Source organism: Streptomyces sp. NPDC041108 (assembly GCF_055592645.1).
On record NZ_JBVIYK010000003.1, the window covers coordinates 395724 to 416627 of the forward strand.

At 72.4% G+C, this 20904-nt stretch carries 19 protein-coding genes; 9 read left to right on the plus strand and 10 right to left on the minus strand.

All coding sequences use genetic code 11. The features are described 5' to 3' along the window. Window positions 1–54: 54 nt before the first annotated feature. Window positions 55–1428 carry a M14 family metallopeptidase gene (locus ACZ6BB_RS11320; RefSeq protein WP_471615019.1) on the plus strand — a complete coding sequence of 458 codons (1374 nt, stop codon included), beginning with the start codon at window positions 55–57 and terminating at the stop codon, window positions 1426–1428. A gap of 72 nt (window positions 1429–1500) precedes the next feature. Here the strand turns inward: ACZ6BB_RS11320 and ACZ6BB_RS11325 are convergent, their stop codons facing one another. The 4 genes from ACZ6BB_RS11325 to ACZ6BB_RS11340 all read right to left on the minus strand — a co-directional run bounded on the left by ACZ6BB_RS11325 (window position 1501) and on the right by ACZ6BB_RS11340 (window position 4611). Then, the gene (locus tag ACZ6BB_RS11325) at window positions 1501–2208 is read right to left on the minus strand and encodes a hypothetical protein (RefSeq protein ID WP_471615020.1); all 708 of its coding nucleotides are present in this window, start codon (window positions 2206–2208) and stop codon (window positions 1501–1503) included. Between the two features lie 71 nt (window positions 2209–2279). Next, window positions 2280–2738 (minus strand): RidA family protein, encoded by a 459-nt coding sequence (locus ACZ6BB_RS11330; RefSeq protein ID WP_471615021.1) that lies wholly within the window; start codon window positions 2736–2738, stop codon window positions 2280–2282. Then, entirely contained in the window at window positions 2735–3496 is a 762-nt protein-coding gene (locus tag ACZ6BB_RS11335) for an IclR family transcriptional regulator (protein ID WP_471615022.1), read from the minus strand. The genes ACZ6BB_RS11330 and ACZ6BB_RS11335 overlap by 4 nt, the downstream gene beginning before the upstream one ends. Continuing rightward, the gene (locus ACZ6BB_RS11340) at window positions 3493–4611 is read right to left on the minus strand and encodes a sugar kinase (RefSeq protein WP_471615023.1); all 1119 of its coding nucleotides are present in this window, start codon (window positions 4609–4611) and stop codon (window positions 3493–3495) included. The genes ACZ6BB_RS11335 and ACZ6BB_RS11340 overlap by 4 nt, the downstream gene beginning before the upstream one ends. 139 nt (window positions 4612–4750) lie before the next feature. Between ACZ6BB_RS11340 and ACZ6BB_RS11345 the strand changes: the two genes are divergently transcribed. Next, the gene (locus ACZ6BB_RS11345) at window positions 4751–6040 is read left to right on the plus strand and encodes an amino acid deaminase (protein WP_471615024.1); all 1290 of its coding nucleotides are present in this window, start codon (window positions 4751–4753) and stop codon (window positions 6038–6040) included. A 48-nt stretch (window positions 6041–6088) separates the two neighbouring features. Further along, complete coding sequence (locus ACZ6BB_RS11350; protein WP_471615025.1) at window positions 6089–7708, plus strand: N-acyl-D-amino-acid deacylase family protein; 1620 nt, start codon at window positions 6089–6091, stop codon at window positions 7706–7708. Between the two features lie 8 nt (window positions 7709–7716). Here the strand turns inward: ACZ6BB_RS11350 and ACZ6BB_RS11355 are convergent, their stop codons facing one another. Both ACZ6BB_RS11355 and ACZ6BB_RS11360 read right to left on the minus strand, forming a co-directional pair. Next, window positions 7717–8625 carry a trypsin-like serine peptidase gene (locus ACZ6BB_RS11355; RefSeq protein ID WP_471615026.1) on the minus strand — a complete coding sequence of 303 codons (909 nt, stop codon included), beginning with the start codon at window positions 8623–8625 and terminating at the stop codon, window positions 7717–7719. A 346-nt stretch (window positions 8626–8971) separates the two neighbouring features. Next, window positions 8972–9868: a hypothetical protein gene (locus ACZ6BB_RS11360; protein ID WP_471615027.1), complete on the minus strand. Its 897-nt coding sequence runs from the start codon at window positions 9866–9868 to the stop codon at window positions 8972–8974. Between the two features lie 205 nt (window positions 9869–10073). Between ACZ6BB_RS11360 and ACZ6BB_RS11365 the strand changes: the two genes are divergently transcribed. The 6 genes from ACZ6BB_RS11365 (at window position 10074) to ACZ6BB_RS11390 (ending at window position 16509) form a co-directional block, all read left to right on the plus strand. After that, window positions 10074–11285: a pyridoxal phosphate-dependent aminotransferase gene (locus ACZ6BB_RS11365; protein ID WP_471615028.1), complete on the plus strand. Its 1212-nt coding sequence runs from the start codon at window positions 10074–10076 to the stop codon at window positions 11283–11285. A gap of 124 nt (window positions 11286–11409) precedes the next feature. Further along, window positions 11410–11817, plus strand: a complete 408-nt coding sequence (locus tag ACZ6BB_RS11370; RefSeq protein ID WP_471615029.1) for an SCO4983 family protein — start codon at window positions 11410–11412, stop codon at window positions 11815–11817. A 222-nt stretch (window positions 11818–12039) separates the two neighbouring features. Beyond that, window positions 12040–13113: a substrate-binding domain-containing protein gene (locus ACZ6BB_RS11375; protein ID WP_471615030.1), complete on the plus strand. Its 1074-nt coding sequence runs from the start codon at window positions 12040–12042 to the stop codon at window positions 13111–13113. A gap of 21 nt (window positions 13114–13134) precedes the next feature. Continuing rightward, window positions 13135–14325, plus strand: coding sequence for a toxic anion resistance protein (locus ACZ6BB_RS11380; RefSeq protein ID WP_471615031.1), 1191 nt, complete (start codon window positions 13135–13137; stop codon window positions 14323–14325). Then, entirely contained in the window at window positions 14322–15920 is a 1599-nt protein-coding gene (locus ACZ6BB_RS11385) for a substrate-binding and vWA domain-containing protein (RefSeq protein ID WP_471615032.1), read from the plus strand. Before ACZ6BB_RS11380 ends, ACZ6BB_RS11385 begins: the two co-directional genes overlap by 4 nt. Before the next feature lie 4 nt (window positions 15921–15924). Then, on the plus strand, window positions 15925–16509 hold the full coding sequence (locus tag ACZ6BB_RS11390) for a hypothetical protein (protein WP_471615314.1): 585 nt from the start codon (window positions 15925–15927) through the stop codon (window positions 16507–16509). 91 nt (window positions 16510–16600) lie between these two features. On the opposite strand, the gene ACZ6BB_RS11395 is transcribed toward ACZ6BB_RS11390, so the two are convergent. The 4 genes from ACZ6BB_RS11395 to ACZ6BB_RS11410 form a co-directional block, all read right to left on the minus strand. Next, the gene (locus ACZ6BB_RS11395; protein ID WP_471615033.1) at window positions 16601–17764 is read right to left on the minus strand and encodes a hypothetical protein; all 1164 of its coding nucleotides are present in this window, start codon (window positions 17762–17764) and stop codon (window positions 16601–16603) included. A gap of 94 nt (window positions 17765–17858) precedes the next feature. Continuing rightward, window positions 17859–18644 (minus strand): PP2C family serine/threonine-protein phosphatase, encoded by a 786-nt coding sequence (locus ACZ6BB_RS11400; protein ID WP_471615034.1) that lies wholly within the window; start codon window positions 18642–18644, stop codon window positions 17859–17861. A 1-nt stretch (window position 18645) separates the two neighbouring features. Next, window positions 18646–19407, minus strand: coding sequence for a vWA domain-containing protein (locus tag ACZ6BB_RS11405; RefSeq protein WP_450939442.1), 762 nt, complete (start codon window positions 19405–19407; stop codon window positions 18646–18648). A gap of 214 nt (window positions 19408–19621) precedes the next feature. Next, entirely contained in the window at window positions 19622–20854 is a 1233-nt protein-coding gene (locus ACZ6BB_RS11410) for a hypothetical protein (protein WP_471615035.1), read from the minus strand. Window positions 20855–20904 lie beyond the last annotated feature (50 nt).

The window sequence follows — 20904 nt, forward strand, 5'->3', positions numbered from 1 at the left end:
CTCCACTCCCCACTTCCGGAGACCCCGGAATTCCTGGAGAACAGAGGAGACTTCATGCGACTCCGCATACGCGGCAGGTCGGCCACCCCCGACGGCACGGGCAGGAGATCGGGCCGCCGCACCGCCGGCCTCGCCACCCTGCTGGCCCTCGCCCTCGCCGCCCCGGTCGCCGCGACGACCACGGACGCGACGGCGACCAGCGCCGAGCGGCCCAGGGCCTCGGCGGACGACATCCGCCAGTACGAGGTCCACATGCACTCGGACAGCAAGTCACGCACGGCGCTGCAACAGGCCGGTGTGACCGTGGACGACGCCGACGACCACTCGGTCTTCGTCTCCGGACGCGCGGACCAGATCAAGAAGCTGAGGCAGCAGGGCTACGAGATCACCAAGCTCGGCGCGGCGCCGGACCGCTCGAACGGCGAGGACGACGTACGGCTCTTCGACTTCCCGTCCGCCGACTCCCGCTACCACAACTACGCGGAGATGACGAACGAGATCAACTCCGTGGTCGCGGCCAACAGTTCGATCGCCAGCCAGCGGGTGATCGGCACGACGTACCAGGGCCGGAACATCGTCGCCATCAAGATCAGCGACAACGTCGGCACGGACGAGGCCGAGCCCGAGGTGCTGTTCACCCACCACCAGCACGCCCGTGAGCACCTCACCGTCGAGATGGCGCTCTATCTGCTCGACGAGCTGACCTCCGACTACGGGACCGACTCCCGGGTCACGAACATGGTGAACAACCGCGAGATCTGGATCATCCCGGACGTCAACCCCGACGGCGGCGAGTACGACGTCGCCACCGGCTCGTACCGCTCGTGGCGCAAGAACCGCCAGCCCAACAGCGGCTCGTCGGCCGTCGGCACCGACCTCAACCGCAACTGGAACTACCGCTGGGGCTGCTGCGGCGGCTCGTCCGGGTCGACGTCCTCGGACACCTACCGGGGTCGGGCCGCCGAGTCGGCGCCCGAGGTGAAGGTCGTCGCCGACTTCGTGCGCGGCCGGGTCGTGGGCGGGGTCCAGCAGATCAAGTCCGCGATCGACTTCCACACCTACAGCGAGCTGGTGCTGTGGCCGTTCGGGTACACGACCGCCAACACGACGACCGGGATGACGACGGACGACCGCAACGCGTTCGCGACGGTCGGCGGGAAGATGGCCACGAGCAACGGGTACACGCCCGAGCAGTCCAGCGACCTCTACATCACGGACGGGTCGATCGACGACTGGCTGTGGGGCAACCAGAAGATCTTCGCCTACACCTTCGAGATGTATCCGGGATCGGCCGGGGGCGGCGGGTTCTACCCGCCCGACGAGGTGATCGCCCGGGAGACCTCGCGCAACCGTGACGCGGTGCTGCAGCTGCTGGAGAACTCGGACTGCATGTACCGGTCGATCGGCAAGGAGGCGCAGTACTGCTAGCCGTGGGCTTCGTTCTGTGAGGGGGAGCCGCGGGACCGCCGAGGTGGCAGGTCCCGCGGCTCTCCGTCGTCCTTACGGGGTGCTGTCCCCGGACTCCGCCTCGTCGGGACCGTGGTCACCCTGGTCGCCGTGGTCACCCTGGTCGCCGTCGTCGAAGTACGCGTCCAGGACCTCGTCGATCTGCTTCTCCCAGACCGCGTGCTCCGACTTGGCCTTGGCCTCGATCTCCAGGAAGTACCAGCGGCGGTCCGGGGTGTGGACCGTGATCGTGAAACGCTTGCCGAAGCGGGGGGACTCCGTCTCGATCGCGCCGATCTCGTCCCAGCCGAAGTCGCACTCCTGGTCGTCCAGACGCAGCCGTACGCCACGGCTGTCGGCGGTGATCCTCGCGCGGCGGTCGGATGCCTCGAAGACGGGGCCGTCGGCCGGCTCGTCCGTGGCTTCCGCGTCGTCCCCGGCGTCTTCCTCGGCCGCGCCGTCGGCCGCTGGTTCCGCTTCCGCGTCGGCGGGCGCCTTGCCGAGGGACGGCTTCGGCGCCTCGGCGGCAGCCGGCTCGTTCCGCTCCGGGGCAGCCTCGTCCGGCTCGACGGGCTCCGTCGGCTTGATGTCCTCCGGCTCCTCCTGCTTCTCCTTCTTCACGGACACCGGTGCCGTGAGTCCGGGGATGTGCGACGGGTCGACCGCGGCGGCGGCCAGGGGCTGGTTGTTCGAACCGATGCGCTGCTCCACAGCGGGCAGTATGGTCGACGATCCTGTGCCGGGGACAGTCGGGCCGGGCATATGTCCGTATCTGGATTTCATGACCCCGCCCCGCCGCCCCGCGTCATCCGGACACGTCCGTACGAACAGGCTCAGTACGGGTCCAGGACCGCCAGGGCGTCGATCTCGATCAGGAGGCCGGCCGGGAGGCCCACGTACACCGTCGTGCGGGCCGCCGGGGCCGCGGTGAGGTGTTCCTCGAAGTACGCGTTGTAGAGCGCGTTCATCTCGGCGAAGTGGTCCACGTCGGTGAGGTAGACGCGGATCATCATCACGTCGTCCCACGTGGCGCCGCCCTCCTCCAGGATCGCCCGGACGTTGGCGAGGGTCTGGAGGGTCTGTTCGCGCAGGGTGGGGCCGGCGGGGGTGGGGGGCTCGCCCTCGACGGCCGGGAGGAAGCCGACCTGGCCCGCTACCTGGAGGATGTTGCCCTTGCGCACGCCGTGGGAGAACTTCGCGGGCGGAGCGGTGTGGGTGGAGGGGGTGAGGGCGACCTTCTCGCTCCCGCCGTTCCCGCCGGCCGCGTCGTTCCTGGCGGTCCTGTCGGTCATACCGTGTCCTTCGCTGGAGTTCTGCCGGAGTACTCGCCGCTGATCGCGTCCGCGGTGCGGCGGACCAGCGGGAGCAGGGTGAGGAGTTCGTCGGCGGTGACGACGACGTTGGGCGCGGAGACCGACATCGCCGCGACGACCCGGCCGTCGACGCCTCGCACGGGTGCGGCGACGCAGTTGATGGACTCCTCGTGGCCACCCAGGTCGGTGGCCCAGCCCTGCTCGCGGACCCGCGCCAGCTCCTGGAGGAAGGCGGGGGCGTCGGGGGTCGAACGGGGCGTGTACAGGGGGTAGTCGAGCCTCTCCGCGAGGGCGCGGCGCTCGGCCTCGGGGAGGTCGGCGAGGAGCAGCTTGGCGACGGCCGCGACCGTGAGGGCGACCGGTTTGCCGATGCGGGAGTACATACGGACCGGGTAGCGGCTCTCCACCTTGTCGATGTAGATGACCTCGTTCTCCTCGTGGACGGCGAGGTGGACGGTGTGGCCGCAGTGCTCGTTGAGGCGGACGAGGTGGGGGTGGGCGATCTCGCGGATGTCGAGGTTCTCGACGGCCTCCTGGGCGAGCGCGAAGAGGCGGGCGCCGAGGCGGTAGCGCTGGTCGGACTGGCGGTAGACGAGGCCGTGTTCGTGCAGGGTCCGCAGGAGGCGCAGGGCCGTGGACTTGTGGACGCCGAGGCGGTCGGCGACCCGGCCGAGGTCGGCGGGCCCCTCGGCGAGCAGCGGCAGGATGCTCAGCGCGCGGTCGACGGTCTGGCTCATGGGGTGCGTGCCTCCTCGGGGTCCTGATCGGCCTGCGTCCAGCCGGGGCCGAGTCGAAGTCTCCCCCACGTGTCGTCGTCCAGGGCCGCCAGACGATCGGCGTGGTCCCGGGACGGTGGGGTGGCGAGGTCGCCGGGGGCGGTGAGGGCGGCGGCGGCCATGAGGTGGCCGTGGCGCAGGCGATCGCGGGCGGGGAGGGCGCGCAGGGCGGCGGAGAGGAAGCCGGCGGCGAAGGCGTCGCCGGCGCCGGTCGCCGCCACGACGTGGACGGTGGGGGCGGGGACGAAGGTGGTCGTGTCCGCGGCCGGCCGGGTGCGCGTCGCCGTGGGGGCGCCCGCGGCCGAGGTGGGGCCGGGGGCGGGCGGGCGCTCGAACAGGGTGGCTCCGTGGGCTCCCTGTTTCACCACCAGGGCGGCGGGCTCCGGGAGGAGGGTGCGGATCGAGGTCGGGCCGCCGGTGACGCCCCAGGCTTCGTGCGCCTCGTCCTCGCCCACGAGGACGAGGTCGGCGGCGCGGGCCAGTTCGAGCAGGACGCGGGGGCCGTCGGAGGTGCGCCACAGGCCCGGGCGGTGGTTGACGTCGAAGGAGATCAGGGGACGGCCGGGGTGCGGGGCCGTCAGGTCGCGCAGCAGGGCCAGGCAGCCGTCGGACAGGGCCGCGGTGATGCCGGAGAGGTGCAGGACGCGTCCGGCGCGTGCCGCCGCTAGGTCCACGGTGGCGGGCGACATCGCCGAGGCGGCCGAACCGGCCCGGTAGTAGGCGACCTCGTGCGCGTCGGTGGCCCGGTCCCCCGCCGTGCGGAAGTACACGCCGGTCGGCCGGGCGGGGTCCCGTCGCACGGAGGTCACGTCCACGCCGTGGCCGCCGATCGTCTCGACCAGATGGTCCCCGAACCCGTCGGCCCCCACCCGGCTCACCCAGCGGACGGTGTGCCCGGCCGCCGCCAGCGCGCACGCGAGGTTGGACTCGGCGCCGCCGACGGCCCGGTCGAAGGAGGGGACGTCGGCGAGGCGCCCGGGGCGGGCCGGAAGAAAGGTGACCATGGACTCGCCGAGCGCGACGACGTCGACGCCGGCGGGAGCGGCGCCGGGGGAACGGAGTCCGTCGGCGGTCACGGTGGTGCGGGCTCCTCGTCGCGTGGGCGGGTGGTTTCGGCACCGTTGACCCGGTGTCGGCTGGGATGTTAGACAGCTGTCAACGGTATGTGCAATGGGCGTTGCATCGAATGCAACGCACCCCGTCAGGGAGGACCCCATGGGCGTCGAGAGTGCCGAAGCGCTGGCCCGGCTGGCCGGCGAACGTGTCGACCACCGCTTCAGGGGCCTCCCGCCGGACGCCGACGGCAGCACCGTGGCCGAGCTGGCGGACCGCCGCCTCAACCTGTTCACCGACGGCTTCACCACGCCCGTGCTCGCCCTGTCCGCCGAGCGCCTGGAGCACAACCTGGCGCTGATGGAGACCTACTCCGCCCGCCACGGCCTCGCCTTCGCCCCGCACGGCAAGACGTCCATGGCACCGCGGCTGTTCTGGCGGCAGATCGAGCACGGCGCCTGGGGCATCACCCTGGCCGTGCCCCATCAGGTGCGGGTGGCGCGGGAGTTCGGGATCGAGCGGGTCTTCCTGGCGAACGAGGTCGTCGACCCGGCCGCCCTGCGGTGGATCGCCGGCGAGCTGGCCGCCGACCCCGCCTTCCGCTTCGTCTGTTACGTCGACTCCGTGCGCGGTGTCGAGCTGATGGACACGGCGCTGCGGGCCGCCGGGACCGCGACCCGCCCGGTCGACGTGGTCGTGGAGCTGGGCGCGGGAGAGGGCGCGCGCACCGGGGTCCGTACGGAGGCGGAGTGCGCGGCCGTCGCGGACGCGGTGGCCGCGGCCGGGACGCTGCGGCTCGTGGGGGTCGCCGGATACGAGGGCGAGGTGCCCCGCGCCGACCCCGAGCGGGTGGGCGCGTGGCTGCGCCGGCTGACCGCGCTGGCCGTCGACTTCGACAAGGCGGGGCGGTTCGCGGGGCTGGACGAGGTCATCGTCAGCGCGGGCGGCAGCGCGTGGTTCGACGCGGTCGCCGAGGTCTTCGCCGAGCTGCCCGAACTGTCCGTGCCCGTACTGAAGTTGCTGCGGTCGGGCGCGTACGTCTCGCACGACGCCGGTCACTACCGGAGGGTGACCCCCTTCAACCGCGTCCCCGAGGAGGGCTCCCTGGAGCCCGCGTTCCGGCTCTGGGCACAGGTCGTCTCCCGTCCCACCCCGGGCCAGGCGTTCGCCAACGCGGGCAAGCGCGACGCCGCGCACGACCTGGACCTGCCGTCCGCCGAGGTGGTGCGGGACGCGGGCACGGGCGCGGTCCGCGACGCCTCCGGGATCACCGTCACGGCGCTGTCCGACCAGCACGCGTGGCTGCGCACCGAGGACGGGGCCGCGCTGGAGGTGGGTGACTGGGTGGGGCTGGGGCTCTCGCATCCCTGCACGTCGTTCGACAAGTGGCAGCTGATCCCGGTGGTGGAGGCGGACGGCACCGTCGTGGACTACGTCCGCACGTTCTTCTGAGCCCGCGGCGACCGCTCCCCGTCCGGCACAGCCCGAGAGGTGACGTACATGGACCTGGTCTTCCGTGACGCCGAGGTCGTCGACGGTTCCGGCGAGCCCTCGTACCGGGCCGACGTGGTCGTGGCGGACGGCAGGATCACCACGATCGTCAAGGAGGCTGCCGCCGCCGGGTGCCAGCGGCCGAGGGCCCGGCGGGAGATCGACGCCGAGGGCCTGGTCCTGACCCCCGGCTTCATCGACATGCACGCCCACAGCGACCTCGCGCTCCTGCGGGACCCCGAGCACACCGCGAAGACGGCGCAGGGGGTGACCCTGGAGGTCCTCGGCCAGGACGGGCTGTCGTACGCGCCGGTCGACGACCGCACCCTCGAAGAGGTCCGCCGCGCGATCACCGGCTGGAACGGCTACGGCGAGGACATCGACTTCACCTGGCGTTCGGTCGGTGAGTACCTGGACCGCCTCGACCACGGCTTCGACGGCGAGGGCATCGCCGTGAACGCCGCGTACCTCGTCCCCCAGGGCACGGTGCGGATGCTCGCCGTGGGCTGGGAGGACCGGGAGGCGACGCCCCGGGAGCTGGACCGGATGCGGGAGGCGGTGGCGGCGGGCCTGCGGGAGGGCGCGGTCGGGATGTCGTCGGGGCTCACCTACACCCCCGGCATGTACGCCGGCGACGCCGAACTCACCGAGCTGTGCCGGGTGGTGGCCTCGTACGGCGGCTACTACTGCCCGCACCACCGCTCCTACGGGGCGGGCGCGCTGCGGGCGTACGGGGAGATGGTCGCCCTGACCCGGGAGGCCGGCTGCGCCCTCCATCTGGCCCACGCCACCATGAACTTCGGCGTGAACGAGGGACGGGCGCCGGAACTCCTCGCGCTCCTCGACGACGCGCTCGCGGCCGGCGCGGACATCACGCTCGACACCTACCCCTACACCCCCGGCTGCACGACGCTCGTGGCGCTGCTGCCGAGCTGGGCGGGCGAGGGCGGCCCGGAGGCGGTGCTCGCGCGGCTGAGGGACGACGGCACGGCCGAACGGGTCCGGTACGACATGGAGGTCGTCGGCGCCGACGGCTGCCACGGCGTGCCCGTCGACTGGGACACGGTCGAGATCTCGGGCGTCACCGACCCGGCGCTGTCGTCGTACGTGGGACGGACGGTCGCGCGGTCGGCCGGGGCGCGCCGCGAGGAGCCCTGGGTGACCGCCCGCCGACTGCTCCTGCAGGACCGGCTCGGCTCCACGGTCCTCCAGCACGTCGGGCACGAGGAGAACGTGCGGGCCGTCATGCGCCACCGTGCGCACACCGGCGGCTCGGACGGCATCCTGCGCGGCGACAAGCCGCATCCGCGCGCGTACGGGACGTTCCCGCACTATCTCGGCCGGTACGTGAGGGAGCTGGGCGTGCTCTCCCTGGAGGAGTGCGTCGCCCACCTCACCTCACGCCCCGCCGCGCGGCTCCGTCTCGCGGACCGGGGACTCGTCCGCGAGGGGTACCGCGCCGACCTGGTGCTGTTCGACCCGGCGACCGTGGCCGCCGGGTCGACGTACGAGGCTCCGCGCACCCTGCCGACCGGCATCCCGTACGTCCTGGTCGACGGCCGTCCCGTCATCGAGGACGGCCGCCGCACGGACGTACTGGCGGGCCGGGCGGTCCGGCGCGGCGCCTGAGGGGTTCCCTACGGCCTGGGAAGGATGCAGCCGCTGCGGGTGAGGTCGAGCTTGTTGTCCACGCCGAAGCAGGCGGGGACGTGCCAGGTCTGCTGCCCGTAGTTGATGCCCGGGCGGACGGTCACGTTGCCGTTCGCGTCGACCTCGCAGGGGTTGTTGTCGGTGCAGCGCCCGCCGTCCTCGTTGCCGGTGTTGTTGACGCCGACGACCTTGCCGGTGGCGTTGTTCAGGACCGGGGAGCCCGAGGTGCCGCCGATGGTCTGGCAGGCGGAGGTGTAACGGATGGAGTCCTTCCAGGTCCAGGCACCCTCCTTCAGGCGGTACGCGTACCCGTCGACGGCGCAGCTGTAGGTCCGCTTCCAGTACCCCGAGACGACGGTGATGGGGGTGCCGACGGCCGGGCGGGCGGTGTCGTAGACGAGGGCGTCGATGCCGTACGTGCTCTTGATCTGCGCGTACGTGGTGGTGAGCTGGTACACCGCCATGTCCGTGTCGGTCATCGTGCCGTACGCGATCTTGCTGGCGCGCAGCGTGCCGACGCGGGTGCCGGCGGAGTTGAGCAGGCCGAAGGTGCGGCTGGAGGCCCGGTCGACGAGGACCTGGCCGGCGGCCGGGAAGCCGGTCTCCAGGCAGTGGCCGTTGGTCATCACCAGCGCCGGGTCGTCGTCCTCGGAGGCGGGCATCCGCACGACCGAGCCGGAACAGTTGCTGAGCGAGACGGTGCCGGCGAAGTTGACGGCCTTGACCGCCGGGGCCGGGGCCGCGAGGTCGGCCACGGCCTTGTTCGCCGTGCCGACGACGGTGCCGACCGCCGACTTCACGGGCGCCGCCGCGGGCTCCGGCGCCGCGATCGCCGGTGCCGCGCCCGCCCCGGTGATCACCAGGGCGAACAGCGCGGCGACGAGAGGCTTTCTCATGTGGGGGTCCCCTCTTGCTACGTGGTGGGCCACGTGGGTGGCTGAAGATCTTTCGGCCACCGCAGTTTGTCATGCGCATTGTGAAGGCCGGGTGATGACCGAGCAAGGAGTTGGTTCCGGCCGCACGATCTTCGGCCAGGGGGCGGGGGATCGCCAGGACGGCACCGGAGGCGGCCGAGGGCGCGACGAGGCGCCCGGTGGACGGAGTGTGGCGGTGCGTCACACGGGCGGGCAGGTCCCACGACCGGGCCTGCGGGCGGCTCCGCATGCCTCGGTGAGGGTTCTCCCCGCCGACCGTGCGCGCGGGGCTCCCGGGCCGAACCCGTGGACGGGCCGCTCGCGTCGGCTACTTGGGGCCCTTCGTGGCCCCTTGGCCCCGGCCCTGCTTGCCGTTCCCGTTGCCCCGGGGGGACGAGGTCGGCGTGACGGCCGACGAGGTGGACGGGGTGGCGGAGGCCGGGGCGGAGGAGGCGGAGCCGGAGGGCTCGGCGGTGGCGGCCGTGGACGGGGTCGTGGAGGCGTCGGGAGAGGGGGTGCCGGAGGCCGCCGGGCCGGTGGTCCCGCCGCCCGACGGGGAGGCCGCCTCCCCGTCGCCGGACCGGGCGCCCCCGGGGCCGGACCCGGTGGGAGCCGGGACACCCGGAGTCTCCTGGCCGTCGGAGCCGAGACCGGCCAGTCCCGCCGCCGCGACACCCATGAGCAGCGCGGCGCCGAGGCCGCCCGCGATCAGCAGGCCGCGCCGCCGGGCCCGACGCCGCCCGCGCGTGGCACGCCGCCCGTCCACGGGCCGCGCCCGGCGCCCGCCCGCGCCCGGGGCACCGGCCCACCCGTCCGCCGCCCGCTCACCGAACTCGTGCGGCTCATGCGGCCCTGCCCCTGCGTCGCCGTACGCCGCATCCTCCCCATACGCCTCGGCCCGGCCGTACGGCACACCCCCCGCAGGCGGCTCCGCCGCTCCGTACGCCACACGTTCGCCGTACGCGGCACCCACCGCCCCGGCACCCTCCGCCGCCGGGCCGCCCGCCTCCGGGCCCGGCCCGTCCGCCACGATCTCGTCCAGCTGAACGGTGTCGTCGTAGGCGTTCTGCCAGCCGTGGGCGGTGGCCGGGTCCCTGAAAGCGTCGTAGGCGGGTGCGGGAAGGGGGTCGCCGACGGGGTGGTACACCCTCGGCGTCTTCCGGGCCTCGGCATCGCCCTCTTCCGGCCCGTACTCGGCCCTGCCCACGCCGTCCACCCCGTTCATCTCGTCGCGCCGCCTTCTTCTCGCGTGTGCCGTACGGCCATGTCCCTGCGGATGCCGGCCACGGGTGGGGGTGCCGACTCTGCCGGCGGATTCTAGATTCCCAGGGGACCCGGAGGACAGTAGAGGGGCAGTTCGGGGCATATGTACCGTCTCGCGTGTCGGAAAACACGACCCGCATCGCGTTACCGGGCCGTAAGCTCACGGCATGCAGGTGATCCAGTCGACGAAGCTCGCCAACGTCTGTTACGAAATCCGGGGCCCGGTGCTCGAGGAAGCGATGCGGCTCGAAGCGGCGGGGCATCGGATCCTCAAGCTGAACACCGGCAATCCGGCGGCGTTCGGTTTCGAGTGCCCGCCCGAGATCCTGGAGGACATCCTCCGCAACGTGTCGTCGGCCCACGGCTACGGCGACGCGAAGGGCCTGCTCGCGGCGCGCCGCGCGGTGGTCATGCACAACCAGACCCTCGGCATCGAGACGGACGTCGAGCACGTCTTCATCGGCAACGGCGTCTCCGAGCTGATCGTGATGGCCATGCAGGGCCTGCTCGACGACGGCGACGAGGTCCTCGTCCCGTCCCCGGACTACCCGCTGTGGACGGCGGCTGTCTCGCTGTCCGGCGGCACGGCCGTGCACTACCGCTGCGACGAGCAGGCCGACTGGATGCCGGACCTCGCGGACGTCGAGCGCAAGGTCACCGACCGCACCAAGGCGATCGTCATCATCAACCCGAACAACCCGACGGGCGCGGTGTACGACGAGGCGATGCTGCGCGGCCTCACGGACATCGCGCGCCGCCACAACCTCCTGGTCTGCTCGGACGAGATCTACGACAAGATCCTCTACGACGACGCCACGCACACCCCGACGGCCTCGGTCGCCCCCGATCTGCTGACCCTCACCTTCAACGGCATGTCGAAGGCGTACCGGGTGGCGGGCTACCGGGTGGGCTGGATGTCGATCTCCGGTCCCCGTGCGCACGCCGACTCCTACATCGAGGGCCTGACGATCCTCGCGAACATGCGGTTGTGCGCGAACATGCCGGGGCAGCACGGCGTGGTCGCCGCGCTCAGCGGACGCCAGACGATCAACGACCTGGTGCTGCCGGGCGGACGGCTCAAGGAGCAGCGGGACGTCGCGTACGAGCTGCTGACGCAGATCCCCGGGGTCACGTGCGTGAAGCCGAAGGGGGCGCTGTACCTCTTCCCGCGCCTCGACCCGAACGTCTTCAAGATCAAGGACGACCGCCGGATGGTCCTCGACCTGCTCCGGCAGGAGAAGATCATGGTGGTGCAGGGCACGGGGTTCAACTGGGCCGAGCCCGACCACTTCCGGGTGGTCACCCTGCCGACGGTGGGCGACCTGCGGTCCGCGATCACGCGGATCGGGAACTTCCTGGACGGATACGGGCAGGCGTAGCGGCGCGGGGGTCGCGGCGCGGGTCGCGCGGCGGCCGGGGTGGCGTGCCAGAGCTTTCGGACCTCACTCAACTTTAGACGAGATCTAAGGTAGAGTGGTCGTCCGAGAGCTTGGAGGCCATCCCATGTACGAGCCGATCCGCACGAAGTCGGTCCACACGATGGCCGGCACGACCTCCTCCGACTTCCCTCACCGTTCGCGTGAGGAGGAGCTGGACATCCAGCTCGCGGGCCACCTGGCGGCGCTGCTGGCGGCCACCGACGAGCTCCGCGCACTGACCCCCTCCGACGACCTCGACACGGCCGCGGAGGCGCTGGCCGCGCGGGTGGCGTGGCTGCGGGGCGGGCCGCCCCCGGTGCGGGCCGCTTCCGGCGGGGGCGAGGCGGACGTGGCCGCGCTCCACCGCCGCGCCCACGCGCTCGCGGGGCGGGCACTGCTCGTCGCGGCGTCGCGGGCGGACACGGGGTCGGCGATTCTGGCGGCCGAGCGAATGGACGCGCACGCGCACGCGGTCGTCCCGCTGAGCGCCTGACACCTCGGGGGTACGGGCACGCCGGGGCCCTGCGGGCCCGAAAGCACGGGGCGCAGCCCCTGCTTTTCAGGGGCGCGGGGAACCGCGCGAGAACCCCCACCGGGCCGACAGCACGGACACACACCCCGACGGCAGCCGTCCGTTGCGTTCCGGGACCACCGCTTCACCCCCCGTTCACCCGGAACGGCGAGGAACGTTGGGTTCCGGGAGCACTCTCCCCATGTGAGACGAATCGCAGGAATCGTCCTCGCGGTCCTACTGATCGGCGGCGTGGTGGCAGCCGTCGTGGCGGGCCGGGACACCGGGGACACGGGCACGGCAACGAAGACCGTGCGAGGAGTGATCGGGTCGGAGAAGGCGGAGTTCTTCGCCGACCCCCAGGTGGTGAAGGCCCTGGCCGCCAAGGGCTACACCGTGAAGACGGAGACGTCGGGATCCTGGGCCATGGACGGCCTGGATCTGAAGGGGTACGACTTCGCGTTCCCGTCCAGCAAGGCACCCGCCGACGAACTGGCCGCCAAGTACAAGGTCCGCGAGCCCCTCCCCCGCCCCTTCTACTCCCCCCTCGTCGTGGTCGCCCACCGGGACGCCGCCGAGGTGCTGCGCGGGAACGGGCTCGCCACGCTCGACAAGGACCGGGGCGTCCTCGACATGGCCGCCTATCTGAAGGCCGCCGAGGAGAGCCGGACGTGGCAGGACCTCAAGGGGTCCGAGCAGTACGGCGAGTTGATGGGGCTGCTCTACATCGCCACCACCGACCCGACCACCTCCAGCTCGGGCGCGCTCTACCTCGCCGCCGCCTCCAACGTCGCCAACGGCGGCCGCGTGGTCGCGAGCAAGGCGGACCTGGACAGGACCGCGCCGCTGATGCAGGAACTGATCAGGGTCCAGGGTGCCCAGCAGCCCAGCACCGACGCCGCGTTCCGTGACTTCGTCAGCGGGGTCGGCAGCCCGCTCGTGCTCGTCTACGAGTCACAGGTGGCCGCCCTGCTCGCCGCGGGCCAGGACATCGACGACCTGGTCGTCCTCTACCCGGACACCACCGTCTTCAGCGACCACACCGTCGTGCCGGTCACCGACGAGGGCCGCGCGCTCGGCGAACTCCTGGGCACCGACCCGGTGTTGCGCGAGCTGGCCGCCCGGCACGGCTTCCGGCCGCAGGGCGCGGCGACCGAGTTCACGTCGGCGATCGCCGGCCACACCACACATCTGATGCAGAGGCTGACCGTCCGGCAGGCGCCCGTGCCCACCTCCGAGGTGCTGCACGAGATGGCGCGCCGGGCCAGGGGCCAGTAGGACGACGGGGGAAGACGACACATGACCATCGAAGACGGCAACGACGACAACACCTTCACCCTCACCCCTCCCGCGCCGGTCGCCGCCGTGCCCCGGGAGAAGGCCGGCGGACTCGTTCCGGTCGAGGAGTCCGTACGGACGGACATGGCCCGCAAGGCCGAGGAGTACGTACGGGGGCTCACCGCCCTCGACGCGCGCTCCCCGGAGTTCGCCGGCCGGGTCGGGGAGATCACCTCGCTCGGCGCGGGCGAGATGCGCGCCGCCGCCGCGCAGTCCAACCGGATGCTGGAGCGCACCGTACGCAGTCTGCCGAGCAAGGGCGGGGACGCGCAGTCGCAGGTCGCGGGCTCGCTCGTCGAACTCCGGCGCGTGGTGGAGGACCTGGACCCGCGCGATCTGCCCGCGAGCAAGGGGCGCAGGTTGCTGTCCCGGCTGCCGGGCGGCAACAGGCTGCGCGACCACGTCGCCAAGTACGCCTCCGCGCAGGGGACGCTGAACAGGATCGTGGGCTCCCTGCGCGGCGGGCAGGACGAACTGCGGCGCGACAGCGCCGCGTTGCAGACCGAACGGGTCCGGCTGTGGGAGACCATGGGCAAGCTCCAGGAGTACGTCGTGCTGACGGAGGCCCTGGACACGGCCGTCGAGGCCCACATCCGGACGCACGTCGACGGGGCCGACCCGCAGCAGGGCGACACCCTGCGCGCCGACGTCCTCTTCCCCGTCCGGCAGAAGCACCAGGACCTGCTCACCCAGCTGGCCGTCTGCGCTCAGGGCTACCTGGCCATGGACGTGGTACGGCGCAACAACGAGGAGCTGATCAAGGGCGTCGACCGGGCCGCCACGACCACGGTCTCGGCACTGCGCATCTCCGTGATGCTCGCCTCCGCCCTCGACAACCAGAAGAAGGTCGTCGAACAGGTCAACGCGTTGCGGGGCACCACCGAGGACCTGATCCGGGGCAACGCCGAGATGCTGGCCACCCAGAGCGGCGAGATCCAGCGCATCGCCGCCGACCCGGCCGTCGGCGCGGAGACCCTCCGCTCGGCCTTTCAGCAGATCTACCGCACCCTCGACGCCATCGACACCTACAAGGCGCAGGCCACGGAGACCATGGCCGCGACCGTCGAGTCCCTGACCTCCGAACTCCAGAACGCGAGCCAGTACCTGGAGCGCAGCCGGAACCAGGGAGCGCTGGAAGGGGGCCTCGGATGAGCACACCGACGAGAGCGGGGACGGGGGCCCGCACGAGAACACGTACGACGGCGGCCGTCGCCGCGGTGACCGCGCTCGTGCTCCTGGCCACCGCCGCCTGCACCGCCGCGGACCGGGCGGGGCCCGGCCCGGCGGAGGCCACCCGGTACGTTCCCGGCACCCTCCGTGTCCTCGCCTCCAGCGAACTCGCCGACATGAAGCCGGTGCTGGAGCGGGTCGAGAAGGACGCCGGCATCAAGGTCCGGCCGACCTACATGGGCACGCTCGACGCGGTGGACCTGCTCGCGCGGCGGGGGGCGAAGGGCTCGTACGACGCCGTCTGGCTCTCCTCCAACGACTACCTGCGGCTCCGCCCGGACGCGGCGAAGCAGATCGTGTCCCAGACGCCGGTGATGTCCAGCCCCGTCGCGATCGGCGTGAGGAACGAGACCGTCGGGAAGCTGGGGTGGAAGCCGGACACCGTCACCTGGTCGGACATCGAGAACGCGGTGGCGGACGGGAAGCTGACGTACGGCATGACCGACCCGTCCCGCTCCAACTCCGGTTTCTCGACGCTGATCTCGGTGGCGTCGGGACTCTCCGGTGCCCAGTCCGCCCTCACGGACGCGGACGTGGCGCGGGCGACGCCCCGGCTGAAGCGGTTCTTCGCGGGGCAGAAGCTGACGTCGGGGTCGTCGGGCTGGCTGGCGACGGCGTACGACCGGCGCGGTGACGTCGACGCGCTCCTCAACTACGAGTCCGTGCTGAAGTCGCGGGCGGACCTGACGGTGATCCGGCCGCGCGACGGGGTCGTCACCGCCGACTACCCGCTGTCCTCGCTCACGTCCACGGGCACGGACGTCCGGGACGACGTCCGCCGGCTCACGGACGCCCTGCGCACGCCGGACGTCCAGCGGCTGATCACCGAGCGGACGCTGCGCCGCCCGGTCGTCGCCTCGGTCCCGCCCGCGGCCGGCCTCGACACCACCCGCCGCCGCGAACTCCCCTTCCCCGGCAGCCGGTCCGTCGCCGACGGCCTTCTCGACGCGTACGAGAACGAACTGCGCCGCCCGTCGCGGACCGTGTACGTCCTGGACACCTCGGGCTCGATGGAGGGCGACCGGCTCGACCGGCTGAAGGCCGCGCTCACCGAGCTGACCGGCGACTTCCGGGACCGGGAGGAGGTCACCCTGATGCCGTTCGGATCGGACGTGAAGAGCGTACGGACGCATGTCGTGCGGCCCGGGGACCCGAAGGCCGGACTCGACGGCATCCGCGCCGACACCCGGAAGCTGTCCGCCGCCGGCGACACCGCCATCTACACCTCGCTGCGGAGGGCGTACGAGCATCTCGGCGCCGTGGACCGGGACACCTTCACCTCGATCGTGCTGATGACGGACGGCGAGAACACCGAGGGCGCGAGCCCGGCCGACTTCGACGACTTCTACGGGCGGCTGCCCGCCGCCGACCGGCGGATCCCCGTCTTCCCGATCCTCTTCGGCGACTCCGACCGGGACGAACTGGAGCACATCGCCGACCTGACCGGCGGCCGCCTCTTCGACGCCCGGCAGGGCTCGCTGGACGGCGCCTTCGAGGAGATCCGTGGCTACCAGTAGATTCATGACGTACGTCGAGTCCCGCAAGAACCTCACCGGCAGCGCCCTCGGGGTCGCCGGGCTCGGACTGACCTTCGCGGGCATCGCGGGACCGTATTGGCCGGTCGTGGTCGTCGGGCTGTACGGCGCGGGCGCGCTGCTGGCCCCGCCGGAGCGCCCCCCGCTGCCGGACTTCCCGGACCCGTCCGCCCAACTCGACGCACTGCGCACCGACTTCGGCACGCTCCGGGAGTATCTGGCGGGCATCGAGCTGCCGCCGGCCGCGTCCGGCCGCCTCACCGAGCTGACCGAACTCCTCACGGCCCTGCTCGACCCCGGCTGGGTCGCCGAGATCCTCGCCCGCGACCCCGAGGGCGTCCACGCCCTCTCCCGGGCCGTACGGCAGGACGTCCCCGAGGCGGTCGACACCTTCGTACGCACCCGCTGGTGGACCCGGCTGACCCCGGGAACGGATCCACCGGAACGCCACCTGGAGCGTCAACTGGGACTGCTGCAGGAGGAGTTGGGGCGTCTCGCGGCGACGCTGCGCGACGCCGAGGCGCGCCGCCAGGAGTCGCACACGCGGTATCTGGAGGACCGGTCGGGGTGAGGGGGTGGGTCGGTCCGTTCTCGAGTGCGGGTCCGGTGGGGCGTCTCGCACCGACGAACCCCACACCACCCCCAACAGCCCACCGCAGCCATCAGCCCAGGTTCGCCAGGATCACGATCAGCAACACCACCCCCATCACCACCGCCAGCACCTTCAACACCGCGTACGAGGACGGCGGCTGATCCGGCGGAGCCACCGGCGGGACCGGCCCCGAAGCGGGGCGGGGCCCGTTGAACACATCGTGACCGGTGACCGCCGCCCGGGTGCACCAGGGACAGGTCGGCAGATGGGAGCCGTACGTGTGCAGGGGCCGCACCGTGCAGGCGCGCACCTCGCCGCGCTCCTTGTCGAGGGCGCGGAGCCACGCCTCGGCCTTCGGCCGGGCGTCCGGGTTCTCCACGCCCGCCCCGAAGGCGGCCTTGGCGAGGGTGAGCAGTTCGGTCGGCAGGACGGAGGGGTCGATCGTGCCGCGCGGGATGGTGACCCGCTCGGGCCGGACGACGTAACTGCAGCTCGCGGCGATGTTGTCCTTGACGGTCGACTCGGAGGCACTCTCGTGCGGGACCCCGCCGAAGGGGTGGTTGCCCGCGGTGAGCAGCTGGTAGACGAGGACGGCGAGGGCGAAGTCGTCGCTCTGCCGGGTCGCGGGACCGCCCGCCTGGCGCTCGGGGGACGAGTAGTCGGTGGTGTGCATCAGGCACGGGAAGAGTTCGCCGGTGACCGGGTCGGTGAAGGCGATCGAGTCGCAGTCGAGGAAGGTGACGAAGCCGTTGGCGTCGACGACGACGTTGCTGCTGGAGAAGTCGCCGATGACGAGGTCGTCGTAGTGCATCCGGGCCGTCATGAAGGCGAGGTTCCAGGCGACGCCCAGCAGGAACCGCCAGTCGGCCCGGTCCGGGAAGAGCCTGAGGCGCTGGACCCGGGTGAACAGTCCGACGAGCTGGACGTGCTGGGGTTCGCCGAACCGCCGCATCGCGTAGCCGAGGAACTCCCCGTTCGTACCCCGGGCGATCGCGGTGGGCCAGGCCAGCTCGGGCGGCTGGCTGGCGTCCGTCGGACGGGCGGCCAGCGGGGACATGGTGAGCATGCGCGCCAGTCGCCGTTCCTGGTCCGGCCCGGGTGTGTCCCGGTAGATCTTGACGACGATCCCGGTGTCCCCCTCCACGGGGAACACCGCCGCCTGCCCGCCGCCCTTCAGCGGCAACTCGGCCAGCGTGACCCGCTTGCCGTCGAGAAAGACCGTGCGGCCGCTCATGGCCGTACCTCCGAGTGTCATTGGGCCGGTCGCCGCCGCGCGGATGCGTCGTCCTGGAGCCGCGACCGGCAGGGTCGTCCGCCGTGCGGAGCGGTCACCGCCGGTTCGTACGGACGGCTCGCAGCAGGGTCTTGTCGTCCGCGTTGAGTGCGGTGAGGCGGTCCGAGCGCAGGAGGGCGGCCAGGTTGGGGTCGCGGTCGTCCTCGGGGGCGGCGTCGAGGGAGCGGAAGACGGCGTCGGCGAACGAGGTGTTCGGTGACGAGGCGCCGTCGGCCGACCGGTTGAGCATGGCCTGGGCCAGCCCGTCCGTGGACAGGAGCACCCCGTCGACGCCGTCGTCCGCGACGCACTCGGTGTGGGTCCAGCGCCCCACGTCCGGCGAGGTCAGGAACACCGTCTCGTTGCTGTACTCGCTCACCGCCGCGGCCTGCGGCAGCAGATGGAACTGCCGCTCCCCGTCCTCCGTCCCGGACCGTACGACGACGAACCCGTCCCCGACGGTGACATGGCCGATCCAGCCCGGGGCGAGCACCACCACCGTGAGCGTCGTGGCGAAGTCCTGCGCGTCGGCCCCGGTCAGGTCGAGGAACTCCTTGCTCACGTCGTGCAGGGCGTCGCGCAGCAGCTCGTGCACGGCCTCGCCCGGCGGCACCTCCACGGCCGCCTCGGCCCGCCGTGCGAAGTGGTCGGTGGCGAGCCGCACCGCGAGCCGCGAGCCCTCCTCCGAACGGGGCCGGCTGCCGGCCCCGTCGGCGACGGCGAGCACGGCGACGGCGGACGTGGCGATGGCGGCGCACGCGTCCTGGCAGGGCAGGCCCTGGCGCCGGTGCCGGTAGCCCTCGACGCTCAGACCGTGGATCCGCCAGGGCGCGGCGGCCATCTCACGCCTCCCAGGCCGGGCGCTGTGTCTTGAACTGGCTGAAGATCTTCTCGAACACCTCGTCCCCCGCCCCCTTCTGCTCGGCGTTGGCGCTGGCGGACATCATCTGGAGCAGTTCCCGGAAGGGGAAACCCTGGAGCCGGGCGTTGAACTTCGGCGCGAACGCCCGCAGCACCTGCTCCCCCCGGTCCGTGATCCCGCCGACGCCGATCGCGTACAGCCGGAACCGGCGGGCGCTCTGCTCCTCGGCGAGGACGGGGACCAACCGGTGCCAGGAGTCGGTGAGATGACCGGTCGGGTCGGTGGGCAGGCCGTCGGTGACGAGACAGATCTGCGGCCGGTAGTACTGCAGCCCCGAGGCCCGCAGTTCGGCCTTGCGGGCGGCGACGATGTGCATCGCCAGCTCCAGCGCCTCGGTCATCAGGGTGACGCCGGCGGCCGTGAGCTGCGGCGCCTGGAAGGCGTGCGCGGGTATGAAGGGGCTCGTGCGGGTGCGCGGGTCGAGGAGCTGGGGTCCGCGCCAGGCGCCGACACCCTGGCCGCCGAAGGTGACGACGGCGACCTCCACGCTGTAGCTGAGGCTGACGTCGTCGTGGAGTTCGCGGGTCCACTCGGCGAGCGCGTTGTTCAGTGTCTGGATCGGCGGGCCGGCCATGGAGCTGGACGTGTCGAGGCAGAGCACGAGCGGCATGCGCTGGGCATTGTTCTCGAACTCGATGTCGGCGTACTCCGCCGGCAGCGTGGGCGGGTATTCGCGGTGCATGGTTCTTCCCCCTGTGCCTGTGTGGTGCTGATGCCTCTGGTGGTGCCGGTGACGCTGGTGGTGCCAGTGACGGTGCCGGTGCCTCTGCTGCTGGTGCGGTGGCTGTGGCTGGTGCGGTGGCTGTGGCTGGTGCGATTGGGTCCGGTGCGGTTCCGGCCGGTGCGGTTCCGGCTGGTGCTCGACGGGCGGTGGAGGCAGGCCGGTGCCGCCGGGGTCACCTGGGCGTGCCCTTCGCGTGCCGGGCGGCGGTGGGCGGGAAGGCGTACAGGACGTCGGAGTCCCGTTCCCGCGCGTCGGTGACGTCGACGAGAGCGCCGGGCGCGGGCGGTGGCCGCCCCGGCTCAGCCCACACGGCCCGGCGCAGCACCCGGTCCAGCTCGACATAGCCCTGCGGGTGGAGTTCGGTCCGTACGACGGCGGTGCGGGAGTGCGCCGGGCGGGGCCCCACCTGACGCCCGTACCGGGTGGCGGGCGCGGCGCGCAGCCGGGTGGTGGCCTCGTCCCCGTCGCCGGCCCCACCGCCACCGCCGAGGACAGCGCCGCCGAGGGCAGCGCCACCGCCGGCCCCCGCACCGCCGCTACCGGCCCCACTGCCGCCACGGGAGCCGTTGCCGCCGCCGAGTCCGCCGCGCGCCGCGTGCGCCGGCGCCGTCCGCGTGGGCCCGCCGGCGGCCCGCCCGGGTGACAGCGCCCGATGGCCCACGGCCACCGGGCCCCTGGACCGCCGGATCACGATCACGAAGGCGAGCAGCAGCAGGGCGAGGAGGAGACACATCCAGAACGCGGTCCAGGTGGCGCTGCTGTACCCGGCGGGTTCGCCGTCGGTGGTGCCGGCCTGGTCGCCGCCCCGCTTGTCGCCTCCCTGCTGGGCGGAGTTGCCCGGCGAGGTCGTGGCGGGTGGCTTCTCCTTGTTCTCCGCCTCGTCGATGGCATCCACATGGGTGCGGACGTCGGCGGCCAGGCCCTCGTCGATCAGCGTTCTGCCGTCCAGGGGGCCGGACTTGTCGTCCTTGCTCTCGATCAGTTCGCACATCAGCGTGCGGTCGACGCAGAGGCCCGCCTCCTTGAGAGCGTTCATCGGGCCGGGTCGCAGCCGGTCGATGCGGGCGTCGGGATGGACGAGCCGCCCCTCGGCCAGGACCAGCAGGGCCGTACCGCCCTCACCGGTGGCCTTGCCTTTCTCCACGCGGACCACGAGCGGGTACCGGTCCCGGCGCAACGTCTCGATGTCCTGGTGCCGGCGTTCCTCGACCTCCTCGTACGCCAGGGGCTCGTCCAGCGTGATCACGACGGGGCCGTCCTTGATCACGCCGGCCCAGCACTGCAGCTGCTCGGTGAGCCGGTCGGCACACGCGTCGGGGACCGCCACGGCCGGACCACCCGGCACGAGCGCGACCAGCGACCCCACCAGCACACCGATGAACGGCGAACGCCTGATCGCACCCATCGCACCAACCCCCCGTGGCCTGAAAGGCACGCCCCCGCGGCCCTGAAAAA

Coding starts and splice junctions, on each gene's coding strand:
- ACZ6BB_RS11320 (WP_471615019.1), top strand. CDS start 55: ATGCGACTCCGCATACGCGGCAGGTCGGCCACCCCCGACGGCACGGGC.
- ACZ6BB_RS11325 (WP_471615020.1), bottom strand. CDS start 2,208: ATGCCCGGCCCGACTGTCCCCGGCACAGGATCGTCGACCATACTGCCC.
- ACZ6BB_RS11330 (WP_471615021.1), bottom strand. CDS start 2,738: ATGACCGACAGGACCGCCAGGAACGACGCGGCCGGCGGGAACGGCGGG.
- ACZ6BB_RS11335 (WP_471615022.1), bottom strand. CDS start 3,496: ATGAGCCAGACCGTCGACCGCGCGCTGAGCATCCTGCCGCTGCTCGCC.
- ACZ6BB_RS11345 (WP_471615024.1), top strand. CDS start 4,751: ATGGGCGTCGAGAGTGCCGAAGCGCTGGCCCGGCTGGCCGGCGAACGT.
- ACZ6BB_RS11350 (WP_471615025.1), top strand. CDS start 6,089: ATGGACCTGGTCTTCCGTGACGCCGAGGTCGTCGACGGTTCCGGCGAG.
- ACZ6BB_RS11355 (WP_471615026.1), bottom strand. CDS start 8,625: ATGAGAAAGCCTCTCGTCGCCGCGCTGTTCGCCCTGGTGATCACCGGG.
- ACZ6BB_RS11360 (WP_471615027.1), bottom strand. CDS start 9,868: ATGAACGGGGTGGACGGCGTGGGCAGGGCCGAGTACGGGCCGGAAGAG.
- ACZ6BB_RS11365 (WP_471615028.1), top strand. CDS start 10,074: ATGCAGGTGATCCAGTCGACGAAGCTCGCCAACGTCTGTTACGAAATC.
- ACZ6BB_RS11370 (WP_471615029.1), top strand. CDS start 11,410: ATGTACGAGCCGATCCGCACGAAGTCGGTCCACACGATGGCCGGCACG.
- ACZ6BB_RS11380 (WP_471615031.1), top strand. CDS start 13,135: ATGACCATCGAAGACGGCAACGACGACAACACCTTCACCCTCACCCCT.
- ACZ6BB_RS11385 (WP_471615032.1), top strand. CDS start 14,322: ATGAGCACACCGACGAGAGCGGGGACGGGGGCCCGCACGAGAACACGT.
- ACZ6BB_RS11390 (WP_471615314.1), top strand. CDS start 15,925: ATGACGTACGTCGAGTCCCGCAAGAACCTCACCGGCAGCGCCCTCGGG.
- ACZ6BB_RS11395 (WP_471615033.1), bottom strand. CDS start 17,764: ATGAGCGGCCGCACGGTCTTTCTCGACGGCAAGCGGGTCACGCTGGCC.
- ACZ6BB_RS11400 (WP_471615034.1), bottom strand. CDS start 18,644: ATGGCCGCCGCGCCCTGGCGGATCCACGGTCTGAGCGTCGAGGGCTAC.
- ACZ6BB_RS11405 (WP_450939442.1), bottom strand. CDS start 19,407: ATGCACCGCGAATACCCGCCCACGCTGCCGGCGGAGTACGCCGACATC.
- ACZ6BB_RS11410 (WP_471615035.1), bottom strand. CDS start 20,854: ATGGGTGCGATCAGGCGTTCGCCGTTCATCGGTGTGCTGGTGGGGTCG.